17 protein-coding genes and 1 pseudogene are annotated in these 17044 nt (G+C 35.8%); 13 read left to right on the top strand and 5 right to left on the bottom strand.

What is annotated here, in order from left to right; translation table 11 throughout:
- The 13 genes from P9L98_03285 to P9L98_03345 all read left to right on the top strand — a co-directional run.
- Window positions 1-827 (top strand): PKD domain-containing protein (locus P9L98_03285; GenBank protein ID MDP8216328.1); only part of this gene is annotated, 827 nt, incomplete at its 5' end.
- Between the two features lie 168 nt (window positions 828-995).
- Window positions 996-4337: a cytochrome c biogenesis CcdA family protein gene (locus P9L98_03290; protein MDP8216329.1), complete on the top strand. Its 3342-nt coding sequence runs from the start codon at window positions 996-998 to the stop codon at window positions 4335-4337.
- A 43-nt stretch (window positions 4338-4380) separates the two neighbouring features.
- Window positions 4381-6060, top strand: a complete 1680-nt coding sequence (locus tag P9L98_03295) for an ATPase, T2SS/T4P/T4SS family (protein ID MDP8216330.1) — start codon at window positions 4381-4383, stop codon at window positions 6058-6060.
- Window positions 6057-7247, top strand: coding sequence for a type II secretion system F family protein (locus P9L98_03300; protein MDP8216331.1), 1191 nt, complete (start codon window positions 6057-6059; stop codon window positions 7245-7247). Before P9L98_03295 ends, P9L98_03300 begins: the two co-directional genes overlap by 4 nt.
- An 11-nt stretch (window positions 7248-7258) precedes the next feature.
- Window positions 7259-7705: a type II secretion system major pseudopilin GspG gene (gene gspG, locus P9L98_03305; protein ID MDP8216332.1), complete on the top strand. Its 447-nt coding sequence runs from the start codon at window positions 7259-7261 to the stop codon at window positions 7703-7705.
- Window positions 7695-8042, top strand: coding sequence for a hypothetical protein (locus tag P9L98_03310; protein MDP8216333.1), 348 nt, complete (start codon window positions 7695-7697; stop codon window positions 8040-8042). The genes gspG and P9L98_03310 overlap by 11 nt, the downstream gene beginning before the upstream one ends.
- A 1-nt stretch (window position 8043) precedes the next feature.
- Window positions 8044-8484 carry a prepilin-type N-terminal cleavage/methylation domain-containing protein gene (locus tag P9L98_03315; GenBank protein MDP8216334.1) on the top strand — a complete coding sequence of 147 codons (441 nt, stop codon included), beginning with the start codon at window positions 8044-8046 and terminating at the stop codon, window positions 8482-8484.
- On the top strand, window positions 8465-9055 hold the full coding sequence (locus P9L98_03320; GenBank protein ID MDP8216335.1) for a prepilin-type N-terminal cleavage/methylation domain-containing protein: 591 nt from the start codon (window positions 8465-8467) through the stop codon (window positions 9053-9055). Before P9L98_03315 ends, P9L98_03320 begins: the two co-directional genes overlap by 20 nt.
- The gene (locus tag P9L98_03325) at window positions 9009-9968 is read left to right on the top strand and encodes a type II secretion system protein GspK (protein ID MDP8216336.1); all 960 of its coding nucleotides are present in this window, start codon (window positions 9009-9011) and stop codon (window positions 9966-9968) included. The genes P9L98_03320 and P9L98_03325 overlap by 47 nt, the downstream gene beginning before the upstream one ends.
- Complete coding sequence (locus P9L98_03330; GenBank protein ID MDP8216337.1) at window positions 9969-11327, top strand: hypothetical protein; 1359 nt, start codon at window positions 9969-9971, stop codon at window positions 11325-11327. It begins immediately after the preceding gene.
- A complete protein-coding gene (locus P9L98_03335) occupies window positions 11324-11854 on the top strand; it encodes a hypothetical protein (GenBank protein MDP8216338.1) in 531 nt (176 codons plus the stop codon). The genes P9L98_03330 and P9L98_03335 overlap by 4 nt, the downstream gene beginning before the upstream one ends.
- Complete coding sequence (locus P9L98_03340) at window positions 11851-12315, top strand: hypothetical protein (GenBank protein ID MDP8216339.1); 465 nt, start codon at window positions 11851-11853, stop codon at window positions 12313-12315. Before P9L98_03335 ends, P9L98_03340 begins: the two co-directional genes overlap by 4 nt.
- Window positions 12290-14155 (top strand): hypothetical protein, encoded by a 1866-nt coding sequence (locus P9L98_03345; GenBank protein ID MDP8216340.1) that lies wholly within the window; start codon window positions 12290-12292, stop codon window positions 14153-14155. The genes P9L98_03340 and P9L98_03345 overlap by 26 nt, the downstream gene beginning before the upstream one ends.
- 187 nt (window positions 14156-14342) lie before the next feature.
- On the opposite strand, the gene P9L98_03350 is transcribed toward P9L98_03345, so the two are convergent.
- The 5 genes and pseudogenes from P9L98_03350 to speD all read right to left on the bottom strand — a co-directional run bounded on the left by P9L98_03350 (window position 14343) and on the right by speD (window position 16875).
- Window positions 14343-14681: a nucleotidyltransferase domain-containing protein gene (locus P9L98_03350; protein ID MDP8216341.1), complete on the bottom strand. Its 339-nt coding sequence runs from the start codon at window positions 14679-14681 to the stop codon at window positions 14343-14345.
- Window positions 14673-15008, bottom strand: a pseudogene (locus P9L98_03355) (HEPN domain-containing protein). The gene P9L98_03350 and the pseudogene P9L98_03355 overlap by 9 nt, the downstream one beginning before the upstream one ends.
- Before the next feature lie 247 nt (window positions 15009-15255).
- Entirely contained in the window at window positions 15256-15624 is a 369-nt protein-coding gene (locus tag P9L98_03360; GenBank protein ID MDP8216342.1) for an S-adenosylmethionine decarboxylase, read from the bottom strand.
- Window positions 15621-16481 (bottom strand): polyamine aminopropyltransferase, encoded by an 861-nt coding sequence (speE, locus tag P9L98_03365; GenBank protein MDP8216343.1) that lies wholly within the window; start codon window positions 16479-16481, stop codon window positions 15621-15623. Before speE ends, P9L98_03360 begins: the two co-directional genes overlap by 4 nt.
- Window positions 16459-16875 carry an adenosylmethionine decarboxylase gene (gene speD, locus P9L98_03370; protein MDP8216344.1) on the bottom strand — a complete coding sequence of 139 codons (417 nt, stop codon included), beginning with the start codon at window positions 16873-16875 and terminating at the stop codon, window positions 16459-16461. The genes speE and speD overlap by 23 nt, the downstream gene beginning before the upstream one ends.
- Window positions 16876-17044 lie beyond the last annotated feature (169 nt).

Below are 17044 nucleotides of genomic sequence, written 5' to 3' on the forward strand. Positions count from 1 at the left end.
CTGCTGGAGATTTGGCTGATTCAGTACAATCTCATACCTATAGCTTAGCCGGCACTTATACAGCTACTTTAACAGTGACTGATGATCAAGGTCTTTCAAGTACAAATACGGACAACAGCGTAGAGATTACAGTAGAAAAATCTCCTCCTGTAATCGGTGATATTATGATTGATGATGAAAGTAATGAACTCTGTGCTAGTTATGATGGAAACGAAGCCTGCCATACATTTTCTATTAATGTTGATAATACAGAAGCAACATATGATCCAGATGGAGAGATAGACCTATATGAATGGGATTCTGGAGACAATCATACAGCTAGTGGAAAGTGGTTTACGAGCTTTGCTCACACTTATGGTCAGGGTCTCTATATAGCTACATTAGAAGTAACAGACAACGATGGTTTAATCACCACTAAGAAGTTTGACGTAAAAGTAGATGTAGAGTGTTCTAATACTGTAGAGTGTAACTCCAATACATCCCCCTATTGTGTAGATAATCAATGTGTTGAATGTCGCTCATCTAGTGATTGCCCTAATGTGGGGGCTTCATGTATAAGTAATAGTTGTCACTTTGGAGAGAAGAGATGTCCTCAAGCTAATGGGAATAATTATTCAACGTTGGATGGATGTAAAGGGCAATGTAAGAAGCTTAACGGCAGCTATACAAGTGGATGTATAGAACATTGTAGCTGGCACGATGAGGATGGCGATATTCACTATGAAGAAGGAGCAATAAAATGTTCAGTTAATCAAGATAATAAGATTACGGTGGATGGATCTCAGTATACTCGTAGCATGCAGTGGTACCAATGCAGTTGTCATTAACCATTAATGACTAATATAGAATGCCCCGATTAACCGTCGGGGCATTCTTTGTTTGGGAGCAAAATTCAATTCTATAGCCAATTTTGTAAACAGTAAGAGCACTTATTTTTTAGAGTTTAAAATTTTTTATCTTTAAAATTTATTTTCTGTTATATATAATAACCCAGTATGAAAAGCACAAAACAGTATTTCTTAAAAGCTTTTTTATTGCTCTTGGTTTTTTCGTTTAAATTTAATATTTCCTCAGCCGAAGTATCTCTTACAATAATCGGGGAAGATAAAGAGATATCTCAGGATTTTGTTAAAGGGTTAAAGAGATATTTACCTGAGTTTAGTCATGTCTATTATCATCACAAAGATTCTAAAATAAGAGATGTTTTAAAAGAACTTCAGCTCTCTTACCTTCCGGTTATTATTTACGATAAAGATAAACTCGACAGTGCTGATAAGGAACTTTTAAAAAAGAAACGTTTAATAACCAAGGAAGGTGACTATTCTATTTTTTCACCCTCCAGACTGCATTATGTAACAAATGTTCATCTCCTAAATCGTAAGCCTATCCCTAATCAGCTGGGCATATTCGCTATGAGTATGTGTCCTTATGGGCAGAGGGCGCAGCGGCAGATTACCAGGCTTATAGAAGAAAACGACCTGCCGATAGAGTTAAAATCCTATTTTGTAGTTAATCTAAGAGACGGCCGGATTACTTCCATGCACGGGCCGAATGAAGTAGAAGAAGATATTCATCAGCTTTTAATTAAAGAGTACTGGCCGGAGAAATTATCCAAGTATCTTCTTTTAACTGAAGAGATGAGCCGTTTTGAAGCGCTGGATAAGGCCGGGCTCTCTTATAAGAAAATAAGTAATTTAAGAGAAGAAGGCGAAGAATTACTTAAAGAGAATATGAAAGTTGCCCAGGAGCTTGGCGTTCGTGCTTCTCCGACATTCCTCTGGGAGAATGTATATTTAATATCAGGCTTAAATAAGATTATCGAAATCTTAGAACAGAAAAAGGTAAAAGCTGATAAAGAGACAGATTTACCTTCAGGCCGTAAGAAGATTCCCGGACAGCTGGGTATGTTTATTATGAGTATGTGTCCTTACGGAGAGAGGGCGCAGCGGCAGATTACTAAATTTATAAAAGAGAACAATTTGCCCATAGATTTAAAGCTGTATTTTATTGCAGATATAAAAGAGGGAGTAGTTACTTCCATGCACGGGCCGGATGAAGTAGAGGAAGATATCCATCAGCTTTTAATTCAAAAGTATTGGCCGGAGAAATTATCCAAATATCTTCTTTTAACTGAAGAGATGAGCCGTTTTGAAGCGCTGGAGAAGGTAGGGGTATCTTATAAAAAAATAAATAATTTAAGAGAGAGAGGCGAGGAGCTGCTTAAAGAGAATATAAAAGTTGCCCAGGAGCTTGGTGTTAGTGCTTCTCCGACATTCCTCTATGAGAATGTGTCTATAATATCAGGTATAGATAAAATTATGGAAATTTTAGAACAGGAGAGAGTAAAAATTCATGAAAAAACTCATCCGCTCATAGAGTATAAGATTATCGATTCAGGTGATTCTAAATCATCTCAAAACATTATTACTTTGCTTAAAGAAGACTTCAGGCTTCAGGGTTCATCTATTCCTATTGGTTCTCCTTTAGCAGAAGAGTACATAGAGAGATTTAAAGTTGATTACCTTCCTTTTGTTCTGATTAAAAAAAGCGGTGATTTAGCCTTACAGAGAGTCTTAAGAAAAAAACTTGGCTGGGAGGAGAGAGACAAAGGTTTTGTTATGCCTAAAGAGTCTGTTTTAGGAATTTCTCCTGTCTATTATTTAAACCGCGAGAAGAAGGAAGATCAGGTTGATGTTATAGCAGGAAGGAGAGAGTTAAATAAATTCAGAGACAGTTCGTTTATAAAGGTGTTGTCTGATTTAGGAATCAAAGTCAACTTTCATAAGCAGGGAATATTCTTTAAATCCGGATTATATAAAGAGTTGGGTATTAAAAAACTTCCTCTAATTTTATGGGAGAATCGATATTTAGTGTCTGATTTTAAACAATTATCAGGGCTGCCTGAGGTAAAGCAGAAGTTTGAAAATTTAAGAACAGATAGAAGAATAATTCTGGATTTCTTCTCTTCACCCTCCTGCCGTTTCTGTAAGACTGTAGAAAATAAAGTTTTACCTCAAATGATAGAGAGATACGGGGATTTACTGGATATAGTTAAATTTGATACCAGTCAGCCCCGGAAGTATAAATTTTTGCTCAGGATAGAAGAATATTTTGATATTGATGAAACAGGTATACCCAAAATATTTTTAGGTAAGAGAGTTTTAACAGGTAAAAATGGTATAGAGAGCGGATTAGAGATGGAAATTTTAAATGCTTTATTCAGCGGTACGCAGATTTTTAACAATACTTCTGAACCTGTAAAAATAGATTGTTTTTATAATCTCTCTTATATTCAAAAGAATAAGGATGCAGAATATATCTGGGATGAGTTTTTGCCGCTTATAGAGAAAAGATATAAAGACCGGATAAAATTAATTAAATACGATATTGCGAAAAAAAAGAATTTTGATTTGATGCTTCAAATGAAAAAACAAATTTCAGAGAGGAAAAGTTATTTTACCCCTAAAGTGTTTATTGCAGGAAGTATTCTCGAAGTAGCTGATGATATAAAGCAGAATATGGATTTATTAATTCAGGAGGAACTGTTATCTTCTTCCAAAGAGCAGGGAGAAAACATATTCGTCTCAAAAATTTCTAAATTTACCTTGCCTGCTATTATCGGCGCCGGCCTTTTAGATGGAATAAATCCCTGTGCTTTTACCGTGATCATTTTTTTCATCTCTTTCCTTGTCATGGCGGGGTATAAGAAAAAAGAGATGTTCTATGTAGGCAATGCATTTATATTTGCCGTATTTCTAACCTATCTATTAATCGGGCTGGGATTGTTTGCTGCATTTTACAGGCTTGCATTTTATAAAACAGTATCCGGTATCTTTCGTTATATCATTATTGGAATTGTATTTTTGCTTGCCGGACTGAATCTATACGATTATCTAATTTATAAGATTAAAAGAACACCCAAAAATTTGATACTTCAACTGCCGGTGAGGATAAAGTTCTTGATTAAAAAAGTTATCGGCAGGGGATACCGGGGGCAGGATGCAGAACCGCAGGGGATTATGAGGCTTACAGCCATTGCGCTGAGCGTAGGGTTTATAGTTTCGATTTTAGAATCTGTCTGTACCGGGCAGGTATATTTTCCGACAGTTGCATTTCTGGCCCAGCTTCCCGGTATTATGAAAATAAGAGCCTTAAGCTATCTTCTTGTATATAATTTAATGTTTATTATCCCGTTGGTTATAATATTTATGCTGGGACTGTTAGGGGTAAGTTCAGGCCAATTTGAGCGGTTTCTGAAGCATAATCTGGGTAAGATAAAGATAGTTACGGCAGTACTGTTTCTCTTCCTGGGGTATATTCTGATAGTCTTATATTAATTTCGCATTTTACTTTAGAGGTCTCCTTATATAGAATAACAGCATGCAGGAAAGAGAAGAGAACTTTATCGGACGGCTGCTTCTTAATGTAGGAGTTATAACAGAAGAGGGTCTGGAAAAAGCTCTTACTGAGCATAAAAGGACGGGTGAGTTTTTAGCAGCTACTATTGTTAAATTAAAACTTGCGCGGGAAGAAGATGTATTCAGTATCCTGGGCGAACAGTTAGGCGTAAGTTTTATAAATTTAAAAACTGCTTCTATTAGTCCTGAAGCTTTAGAGAAAGTGCCTGCCCGCTTTGCTTTACATTATAAAATTGTGCCGGTAAGTTTCAAAGATAATTTGCTGGGAATTGCAATATCCGACCCCTTAAATATCCAGGTTTTGGATGATATCAGAATGCTTTTAAACGTAGATGTCAAGGTTTACATTGCATATGAGAAAAGTATTGTTGATGCAATCAGCAAAAATTACGGTCTTGGAGCAGGGACAGTTGAGGGGTTAGAAGATAAGGAAGAAGTTCAGGAGGAGAGAGAAGAGGACCAGGGGGTTGAAGAGTCTTCAATTATAAATTTTGTAAATCAGATTTTAACGCAGGCGGTAAAAGAGAGAGCTACCGATATCCACATCGAGCCGTTTGAAGACGAATTAACAATTCGTTATAGAATAGACGGTATCTTGTATAAGACGCCTCTTCCTCAAGGGGCTAAGCAGTTTCAGAATGCAATTACGTCCCGCATAAAAATAATGGCCAGTTTAAATATTGCAGAGAGAAGGCTTCCTCAGGATGGAAAGATTCTCTTTAAGATGGGTGAGGAGGAGTATGATTTGAGGGTCTCAACCCTTCCTACCCCTGAAGGCGAGAGCATAGATTTAAGGATATTATCTAAAACGATGCTTTTTAATTTTAAAGATTTAGGATTGCTTGAAGAAGATCTCTCCCTGCTGGAGCAGGTACTGAAGAGACCTAACGGTGTGGTCTTTGTTACCGGCCCGACAGGAAGCGGGAAGACCACCACTCTCTATTCCTGTCTGCAGAATCTTAATACCCAGGACAGGAAGATTATTACGGTTGAAGACCCTATTGAGTATAGGATTAAGGGTATTACTCAAATTCAGGTCTATCCTAAAATCGGGTTATCTTTTGCCTATGGATTGCGGTCGATTTTAAGGCATGACCCGGATATTATTCTGATTGGCGAGGTGAGAGATGTTGAGACCGCAGAGATTGCAATCAGAGCGTCTCTAACGGGGCATCTTGTTTTTTCGACTATCCATACTAATGATGCGGCAAGCGGTATAACCCGCCTTTTGGATATGGGCATTGAACCCTATTTAATCGCTTCGACCGTGGAATGCTTTATTGCCCAGAGATTGGTCAGGGTCTTATGCCCGAAGTGTAAATTTAAGGTTAAAGCAGATGATAAAATATTAAAAACGTTTGGAGAGAAAGAAGAGGTTGACATATATGATGCCAAAGGGTGCGAAGAGTGTAAATATACCAAATATAGAGGCAGAACGGCTATTTATGAATTTCTGTTGGTTGGTTCTGAAATAAAAGATTTAATCGTAAAAAGAAGTTCGGCAAATAAGATCAAAGAGCAGGCTGTTAAATCCGGTATGGGGACTTTAAAGATGGAAGGCTGGCAGAAGATTAAACAGGGCATGACTACAGTTGATGAAATTTTGCGGGTGGTTTCAGGGGAAGAGTTTAACGAGGGATGAAAACTTTCTATTACAAGGCGCGTAATCAAAACGGAGAATTAATAGAAGATAAGCTGAATGCTGATTCACAGCATCAGGCGATTGAAGAGCTTACCAAAAAAGATTTTTACATACTCTCTCTACAGGCGGCAGAAGAGAGAGCTGCGTCTTTAGTCAGAAGAAAACCGAAGGTAAAAGATGTAGCGCGGTTTACAGCAAGGCTTTCAGAATTGGTTTCGTCGGGCGTGCCGATTTTAAGAGCTTTGGATTTACTGGAGAATCAGTTTGTCAATAAACCTCTGGGGAAGATAATAGCCGATCTGGTTTTGAGAATAAGAGACGGGGCAAGCTTCTCCGAGTCTGTTGATAGTTTGGGAGTATTTCCTCCTATTCTCTCTGCGTTGGCAGCGGCTGGTGAAGCGGGAGGTAATCTTGATTCAGTCTTAAATGAAGCAGCCAATATCTTTGATAAAGAGCTGGATTTAAAAAATAAAGTAAAATCGGCAATGTTTTATCCTGCACTGGTTCTTACAATGGGAGTTCTCACAGTTTTCTTTCTGCTCTCTTTCGTGATACCTAAGATTTCCGGAATTTTCCAGGATTTAGGCCAGGCGCTTCCCTTAATTACAAGGGTGGTTGTAACAGTCAGCGGTATTTTTGCAAAATTCTGGTGGCTCTTTACTATATTAGGAGTTGCAGTGTATATAGCGTTTAAAAAATATACCAAATCGGAGGAAGGGAAATTATTATGGGATGAATTTAAACTTAAAATTCCGATAGTTAATAAAATATGGATTCAGAGAGAGTTGATTTTATTCTCGAGAAGTTTAGGGCTGCTTGTAAAATCAGGGGTACCTTTGGTCGAGGCGCTTGATTTAACCAAGTCAGTGGTATCTATCAGCAGGTATAAAATAAGTATCGAAAAATTGAAAACAGATTTGAAAGAAGGAGTTTCGTTAAGTTACGGTGTAAGAGATTTCTTGCCTCCTGAGGTTACCGACATGATTTCAGTAGGCGAGGAGAGCGGCAATTTAGATAATGCTCTTTTGAATATTGCCCGAAATTATGAAAAAGAGTTGGATTATAATCTTAAAGTAACTACTCAGCTGATAGAGCCGTTAATGATCTTGTTTGTCGGGTGTATTGTAGGTGTTATAATAATTGCAGTTTTATTACCGATTTTCCAGCTTAATATGATTATAAGGTAGGAGGAGTGAAGATGAAAAGGAATGCTTTTACTTTAGTCGAACTGTTAGTTGTTATTACAATTATAGGAATTTTAACGGCGACTATTTTGCCCCGCTTGGCAGGCAGGACTGGAGAAGCGAGGATTAAAAGAGCAGAATCTGAAATTTACGGTACTCTTTCAACAGCTCTCGATATGTATGAACTGGATATCGGCAGATACCCCGACTCTTTAGAGTGTTTATGGCGTTTGGATGCACCCTCAGGGTTTGATGTGGATGAATATAGCAGTCTCTGGGAAGGACCATATATAAAAAGGGCAAGAGTTAGAGGAAATTCTATTCTTGATCCCTGGGGTAATCCCTATCAGTACGAATCAGTCGATCAGGGGAGTTCTTATAAAATTTCTTCTCAAGGAGCGAATACCCAGGACTCAAATGACGATATTGTTTATTCCGGAGAGATGACGTTTGAGGATTAGCAGGCGGGGATATTTTCTCCTGGATGCTGTTTTAGCAACTTTAATACTCTCTATTCTTCTGAGCGCCGTGCTTCTCTCCTTACAGACTTCAATAAAAGGGTTTCGAAAAGTAAATCAGCTTCTGTACGGTTATTGTCTAACTGAAGATGTTGTCTATTATAAATTGCTGCTGGAAGATAATTTTGAAAATCAAGGCAAAAAAAATACCCCCTACGGTGAATTCAGCTGGTTAATCAAAGAAGATAGAGAGCAGCCGGGTAATTTAAAAATAATCAATGTAGCAGTTACTAAGAATACGAAAATTTGTTCAAAACTTTCTTCTTTAGGTTTTAAATAAAGTGGCAGCTAAAAAATCTTTTACTCTACTCGAACTTTTAATTGTAATTGCCATAATATCGGTTTTGTCGGTTATTATCCTGCCGGGTTTTTCTAATAAATATAATGCGGTGAAATTTGATAATTTTTGTTTTAAAGCGCTGGATGTTTTTAAATTCTCTCAAAATAAGACTATTCAGGAAGCTAAGATTGTAACAGTTAAAATCAAACAGGATGGGTTATCAATATATCTATCGGATGAAAAAGCAGGGGAACTGTTAATCCCTGCTATCTATGAGATTGATTCCGAAATAACCAGTGTCGATATGTTTCCTACCGGAGAGATGCGCCTATATGCGGATTCTTTAGTCTTAGACAGAGCGGAGATAGAACTGTCGTCAAAATTCGGAGTTAAAAAAATTGTCCTCTTAGCCGGAGCAGGAGATGTCTCTATTGAAAAGTAAAAAATCATTTACATTGGTTGAAGTTATAGTGGCAGTGGTGATTGTCTCTTTAATATTCAGCTTGAGCAGTTCTTTGATCTGGCTGAGTTTCAGGCTCTCTGTAAGGAGCAGGGAGGTTGCGGTCCGTTTTTCAGGTATTAGAAATGTTTTTGAAATTTTGAGTAATGATTTAAGGTCTGCCTGCATTTTTGATTATAACGAAGAGCCCAATTTTATAGTTGATTCAGAAAATAAAATAATCTCTTTCTGGATGACCCGTCCTTCAGAAAGTGTTAAGACAAGTTATCTTCTGCCGATATTAAAGGTCAGCTATTTTGTTAAAGAGGAGGAAGGGAAGAGAGTGCTGTATAAACGGTTAGAATCCGAATTTGAAGATTACAAAAAAGAGATACCTATCTATGAAGCAGATTTTGAGTTTTCAGCATTAATCTATAGTGAAGATAAAAAAGAGTTATTAACCGAGCAGTTTTATTCCGACAGTAAATTGCCTCAAGCGGTAAAAATCAAGTGTATAAAAGATGAAAATGAAATTGAGAAAATTATCTATATCCCATCTGGTAAAAGTATTTAAAAAAGGTGGGGTGGTATCTATCTTTATCCTCTGGGTAATTGCTGTATCAGTATTGATGTCTGCCGGCATAAGTTATAGGGCTTATATGGAATTACGTTCTTTCAGGTTCTATAGGGAGCGTCTCTATGCCCGAAATTTAATCTGGCGGGGTTTTATGCAATCGCTGGAATTACTGAGATTAGATTATGAGAATAACTCTGGAGTTGATGATTTAAATGAAGAGTGGAGTAAAGATAATATTGAATTTCAGAATGAGTACGGTATATCCCATATTAAGATTGAGGACGAAGATAGAAAGATAAATATCAATCAGATTGCCAGGGAAGAAAATCTGGATCTTTTGAAGGAATTTTTCTCTTTAGAGTTTGCTCAACCAATAATTGATTGGGTAGATCAGGATGATTCTCCATATTCTCCTTATGGAGGAGAGCAGGAAAATTATTATAATCTTTTAAAATATAATTGCAGGAATTCCAACATTAGAAGTTTATACGAGATAAAATATATTAAAGGATACCCTCCCGATTTTAACTTAAGAGATCTGGAGGATCAAATTACCGTTATAGGGAGTGAGAATAAAGTAAATATTAATACAGCGTCCGGAGTATGTTTTAAGACGTTAGGACTGCCTGAATCTCTTGTTGCAGAAATTTTGGAATTTCGTCAACATAACGGTGTTTTTGATAACGTACCTGATAATATTTCAGGAATTTTCCCTGAAATTGCAAATCTTGATATAGAGAATCAATGGGCTGCTTTGAAAAATTACTTTAAAGTGAGCTCTCGATATTTTAGAATATACATAACGGTTCAGACAGAGAGAGGAGTTAAACGCTATGCCCAGGCTTTAGTAGAAAGAAAAGGCAGCAGGTTTGATATCCTTTCTTGGCAGGAGAATTTCTGGGAGGAGTAGATGTATAGTTTTGAAATAGAGAATGAAAAGATTAAATTTGCTAAAGTCTTGTTCAAAGAAGGCAGGTTTTTCTTATCCGGGCTAGGAATATTTAACCGTCCTATAACAGAGAAGAATGGAAAGTTATTAGAAAAATTATTACATCAAAATGAGGAGTCAGTAATATTTGTAATTCCCAGAAGAGAGGTCTCCATTCATTACCATTCTTTTCCCTCTCAAAAAGACGAAGAGATTAATCAGATGGCAGGATATCAGGCGCTGAGGCAATTTCCTTATAAGGATTTGAATGTCCTTCATTCAGCGAATGTTCTGTTTAAGATCTCTAATGGATATACAAAAGTTATGCTTGCGGTTGTAGGAGAGGAGACATTGAATAAATACGTATCTGAGCTTACTCGTTTTATATTACCGAATAGAGTTACAATAAACAGCTTGGGCGTTGTCGGTTTTTATAAGATGATAAGAAAAGATAAAGATAGAGTCTTAATTGATATAGATAATAGATCCAGCAATCTGTGCATAATAGGAGGCGGTAAACTTCTGTTCTGCCGGGAAATCAACAAAGGGTTTTATTTTATAAAGGATAACGGCATAACTCCATGGCTGAAAGAAGTTTCAAATTCCATTGCAGCATTTAACAAAGAGAAGTTAAATCAAGATATAAGATCGCTTACTATATTTGGCCCTCGGCATATAAGTTTTATGGAAGATAGAAGAGCATCTTTGCCATTTGATGATGTTGAATTCATCTATCAGGAAAAGTTTATTTCTAAGGAAGAAGATTTTCAGTTTTTTGGAGAAAACAGTGAAGAGATTTACTCTCTAGTTAAACTGTTAGGTTTAAGTTCTATCCAGGTTCCGGAGTTTGATTTAATGCCGATAGGGATAGCTCAGCGGGTTGTCAAAAAAAGCCTTTACAGAGAGAGGAAGAGAGCAGGTGTCTATTTTGTATTGGCAGCTTTAATCTGTATGCTGATTGTGGGATTGGAGTATAAAAGGGAAGAAGTATATTTAGACAGGTTAAAGAGTTTTGTTAATAGCGTAAGCCCTGCTGTTAAAACTTTAGAGATGAGGAAAAAGATAAATCGAGTTTTTTTAAAACATTCCCGGGATGCTATTTTTTTAGATTTATTTAAAGAGTTGGTTGATATAGTTCCGGATAATATTTTATTAAGGAGGGTAGATTATGAGAAAAATTCGCAGTTAGTTATAGAAGGAATCTCTTCCAATGCAGATTCGATATATGAACTCTATGAAAACATTAAACATCTTCATGCAGTATCTAAAATCAAAGCGTTTAAGATAAATACTACATCAAAACAAGAGAGCGTCTTTTATTTAAAATTGGGATTAAAATGAATTTAGACAGATTAAAAGATAAGCAATATTTAAAATTATTTGCTGTTATCGGTACAATACTGCTGTTATACATTGTAGTTCAGCCTTTTATTGTAAGATGGAGCGGTTTAAATACTGCTGTAAAAATAAACGAAGGTAAGTTTCATAAAACCTTAAAGCTGATTTCTGAGAAAGATAAAATCAATTCTGTCTATAAAAGTATTGCTGCAGAGGTTACCCTTGATAAGCTGATTGCGGGTGACGATGAAGAGGTGCGGATTTCTGTCTATAAAGAATTAAACAGGTTAGCTAATTACTGCAGGGTAAAATTGCGCAGCGTAACACCGAAAACAACTATTTTGAATAAGGAGAATGAACAGGCGTTATATTTTGAAATAAACGTAGAGGCGGGCTTAGAAGGAATATTAAAATTTTTGTATCATATCGAGAGCCCTTTTAGTCTAATGTCTGCTGAAAAGATTAAAGTAAACCCGGGTAGTAACAATAAATTGATGTTACAGATAAAATTGAAGAGAATTTTAATATGAGACGGCTGGATTATTCTTTACTCCAGTATGCTAAGACTACAGCAATAGCAGCATTTGTATTGCTATTTTTATATTTGGTGTTTAGAGAGTCTGTAAATATAGACGAAGTTTTAGAAAAAGCTTCTATTGGGGGAATAAAAAAAAGTACTATCGATATTCCTAAAAGAAAAGAGATAGATGAATATTCTTTGATTTTGAATAAGAAGAATATTTTTGATTTTTCCAGTGGAGAAAGAGTGACTGAAGAGAACCTAAGTCGAGAGAAAGATGTTTTGGCTGATCTTTCTTTTAATGGTATAATCATCCTGGATAAAAAGTATGTTGCTATTTTTAGCAAAGAAGATAAAAAACAACACCTGGTTCCCGAAGGGCAGAATATAAAAGGCATAAAAATTAAGAAAATAAAACAGAGTTCAGTTATAATAAGTGTTAATAATGAAGAGAAAGAGATTAGTTTTTAGCCTAGTACTTTTATTATTTTCCTTTTCAGCTTATGCATCTCAGGTAGATATTGGTGCTGCGGTTACTTTGGACATTAAAGGGATGGATATACTTGATGTATTAAAAATAATCTCTTTGCGTTCGGGATTAAGTATCGCTGCCTCTCCTTTGGTGCGGGGTAAAGTTACAGTCTTTTTAAAAGATGTTTCCGTCTGGGATGCCTTTGAAATTTTAATTGCAGCAAATGATCTGGCTTATGAAAAAAGAAAAAATTTAATTACCGTTATGACGAACAAGGAGTATAAAGAAAAATACGGCAAGCCGTTTTATGACTTAAGAGTAATTAGAAGATATAATTTAAAGGATGCCAAAGCCGCATCTATAGGAGAGACTCTTGAAGAGTTTAAAAGCGATATAGGCAAAGTGATTATTGACAGTTTTTCAAATTCTATAATTGTTTTGGATACTCCTGATGTTATTTACGAGATTGATAAAATAATAAAAGCGGCAGATACCCCCTTAGAGACGAGAGTAATCCAGCTTAACTATGCCCGGGTTGAAGATATAAAAGAGAATGTAGCTGATCTTGTAAGCAAGGATGTAGGGGTAATAAAATTTGACCAAACCTCAAACAGAGTTATAGTCACGGATATTTTCAGTAACGCTGAGCACATTGAGAAGGTTCTCACTGCTTTTGATAAGAGACCTCAGGCTGTTAAGATTGAAGCTAAGATTATCCAGATTACTTTAAGCGACGAATATCGTTTAGGCGTAGATTGGGAGGGAGTATTCGGGAAACATTTAGGAATATCTTACAGCGGTAATTTACCTGTATCGGGTAGTGCAGGTGTAGGGCAGATTGCTATAGGTAAGGCAGCTTTAAATGTTGATCCAGCTTTAAACGGACAGCATCAATATTACGGGATTGTTAAGGCTTTTGATACCTACGGGAAGACCGATGTTCTCTCTTCTCCTCATATAACAGTATTGGATGGACAGGAAGCCTATGTTCTTGTAGGCGATAAGGAGCCTATCGTCTCTGTCTCTGTCACATATCCAGAGTCAGGTGAGACCCTGTACTCTGAGAGCGTTGAATACATGGATACAGGAGTCAGGCTTAGTGTTACGCCTTATATCTCTGATGACGGTTTTGTAACTATGCAGATTAAGCCTGAGGTTAGCTCAGGTACAGAGGTTGAGGGAGCTTTAGAGGGTTCGATATATATAAAGAAGACTACATCTGAAGCAGAGACAACAGTTATAGTAAAAGATGGTGATACTATTATTCTTGCGGGTTTGATGAAAGAGACAGAGGTGTATGAGAGAGAGAAAGTTCCAATTCTTGGAGATATTCCGTTAATAGGAAAACTCTTTTCTGAGAAACATAAGAAAAAAGTTAAGACAGAGATTATTATCTTACTTACCCCTCAAATAGTAGGAGTTAAAAAGGGTCCTGATGATAATGCCTCTGATTTTGCTAAAGAGCAGTTTGGTTATGAGAGCCTTGAAGCAGATTCAATTAGCTCAATTAAAAGATTTGATTATGCTAAAACAGAGATGATTTTGGCAGAAGATAAAGAGCGCAGCTCTTATTCGGAATACTATCTTAAAATTACAAATATGATTTATGATTATTTTAGCAAGAATTATTTGAATATGGGGTTAAACAGAGAAGTGAATGTTGTCTTTCTTCTTAGTAACAGAGGAGATTTGATAGGTGAGCCTGCAGTTGTAGGTGAGGTTGATCCTATTGTAAGAGATTTGGCGATAGAGGTTGTCAAAAAAGCAGGACCTTATCCTGTATTTCCTATTTTACTTGATAAAGATAAAGAAGCTTTTAATATACTTCTTAATTTCTAAATAGGATTATTGAGTCTTTACCTTATTCTCTTTGCACCGAAGAACTTCTTGGTAAAATTAGCTGCTATCTTTTCATCGTATTTTCTGCAAAAGAAGATGTTTATATAAACTGAATTTCAGAGTTTTGAGAAGTACCTCGGCAATAAATGGTTTCTATCAATAAATAATGGGGAATAAGAGTTATGTTCTAAATTGAAAATGTCTTAGCAGATTTCATTATCTGCCCCAAAAATAATCGTTTGTCAGGGTTTTTTATCTCAGAAGGAGCAGCAGGTATAGGTTCCAGGAGAGAGCTTACTTTTGCTGCCTTACGAAAAAGATATTGCATATGAGTAATATGTCTGCCTTTTTCAAAGAAAGGAGATACTACAATTAAATCAATATCGCTATCTTTCATGGGGTTGCCTTCAGCGTAAGAACCAAATAACAGTATTTTTTCTATGGGAATTTCTTTTTTTAACTCTTCTGTAAATCGTTTAATTAAAGTATCTATTTTTTTATTTTTTTTTCTTAGCCATTTAAACATTTTCTTAGTTTTATCAAAATAATTAATTGCCGTTTTTTTATTAATAATCTCAGAAATACTTCTTTTGTAATTACCATATCTGGCTTCAATTGCAAATGGGGTTAAGTCTGCTAATAAATCTTGATAATCAGGAGGCATAAAATTATAAACTTTAGTTAATTCCGCTAATCTTACTAAATTATGTGTCCGTAATACCTCTCCTCCCTTTTCAACAATAATAGCTTTAAGAATTTTCTCAAGCGCTTATTGAGACATAAATGCTACATATAAATGTCGGCCAGCGCTGAGCATTGCTTTGGCAGTATCTAAATCATACCTTGCTCTCATTAACCATTTTTTAGTAACTTCTTCCATAAGTGTTAAGATAATAACATAATATAAAAGGTTTCTCAATACGTTATTGAACTCTTTTCTTTTTATTCATCATTTATTGTCTATTACTATAATTTCAATTATAAAGGGAAAAAAGTTGAGTTTTAACATTTGAGATTTATATTTATATTTTTTATCTGCTAAGCAAGACTGTGCTGAAAATCGGGAGCTAAAAGATATAAACTATGAGTCAAGAGCTGCCTTATTCCGCTTTCCTTAGAATAAATCTTTTTCTCATCCGTTTTGATTGGAAGAATTTCTTAGTGAATTCAACTGCTATTTTTTCATCGTATTTTTTACAAGAGAAGATGTTTATATGAGCCGAATTCCAGAGTTCTGAAAAATGGCCTGTAATTGAGCTTGTCTCGATAAGCTGAACTAAAGAGTAACCACTGGTATGCGGTTTCTCATGTCCGAAGTGCGGTATCAGTGCTTTACCGTATTGTTTCATCTTTATGAGTTTACAGAGTTTATCTGCATAGGATTGAATCTCTTTTTTTGTTGCTATCTTTTTGGGGTTGCAATCATATAGATCTAAAATTAACTCCCAGCCAAAAACTTTCTCTTTCATTTTCTATCTCCTGTTAGCTTTTTTATATAGTTCGGTAACTTAAAAGATGCTAGATGTATTTCAGGGTTGTAGTACTCTGTTTTAATGTTGGTTTTAAGAAATCTCTTTTTAATTACAGTTAAAGACAAAGATTTTATATTTATTTTATCTGATGCAAAGATAAGATTGAAAAAACCGCCTATATATGTTGGTATAGCAACGATATAGGCATCAGTATACTTAAATATTTTGGATAGTCTCTTATAATTGTCTTTTAGCTCTTCTTTTTGGAGGAAAGAAGAGCCGCTCTGTCTTACCATAATGCCGTTATTTTTTAAAATCTTGGATATGTTCCTATAGAAGTTGTTTTTAAAAAGTACCTTTGCGGGCCCGATTGGGTCAGGCGAATCTATTATTGCTATATCATAAATTTTCTTCTTACCCTTTATAAGCCCTGCTCCGTCTGCGATAACCAACTCTAGTCTTTTGCTTTTAAATGCATCTTTACATATTTGGGGCAGATATTCCTTTGTCTGTTCTATAACTTTTTCTTCTATCTCAACCAGTGTAACTTTTTTAACCACCTTATGCTTTAAAACTTCCCTCAATATTCCTCCGTCACCTCCGCCTACTATAATTATATTTTCAGGGCTAGGGTGTGAAAAGAGAGGGATATGAGACATCATTTCGTGGTAGATGAATTCATCCTCTGCTGTTGTCTGGATTGCCCCATCCATTATTAGTGCGGTTCCAAATCTATAAGTTTTTAGAAACTCTATTTTCTGTAAGGATGAATTAGATGAATAGAGTTTTTTTTGAACTTTTAATTTCAGTTCAATATCTGCGTATAGAGTTTCAGATGTCCAGGAGTCTTTCATCAAGGATTCCCCTTTTAAACTCCATAACCTGGATCTCTTCTGCTGAAAACCCCTCTTTTAAAATAGGAACTGCAAGGTAGGGATCTACATCGCCGCAGACAAATATATCAGCTGCTGCATAATTAAATTCCGGCCAGCTATGTACGGAGATATGAGACTCTTTAAGTATTGCAACAGCAGAGATACCATTGTAAGGAGAGAAGGCGTGAGCATAGACATGTAGAAGAGTTGCCTTACATGCTCTTACGGCATTTTTTAATACCTCTTTTGTATTCTCTTCGGAAGCTATGTTTTTTGCACCCCACAATTCTACAATCAGGTGTTTTCCTGCGTAGCTTATAGCACCCTCTTTACAATATACAGATTGTGACTCTTTAACTGTTTGACTCTTCATATTTTTCTCTCAAGTATTTAATTTTAATAATCATATATGATAGGAACAGTTTTAAGTATAGTCAATAATTTATTTCATTTCTTAAACATTTTTTAAACATCTTCAAGTTGCTTTATTGGTCAGTCTCTATTATAATAGAGATGCATAAAACCAGTTATGTTTTAGAGAT

It is taken from the genome of Candidatus Kaelpia imicola, assembly GCA_030765505.1.
Classification (GTDB): domain Bacteria; phylum Omnitrophota; class Gorgyraeia; order Kaelpiales; family Kaelpiaceae; genus Kaelpia; species Kaelpia imicola.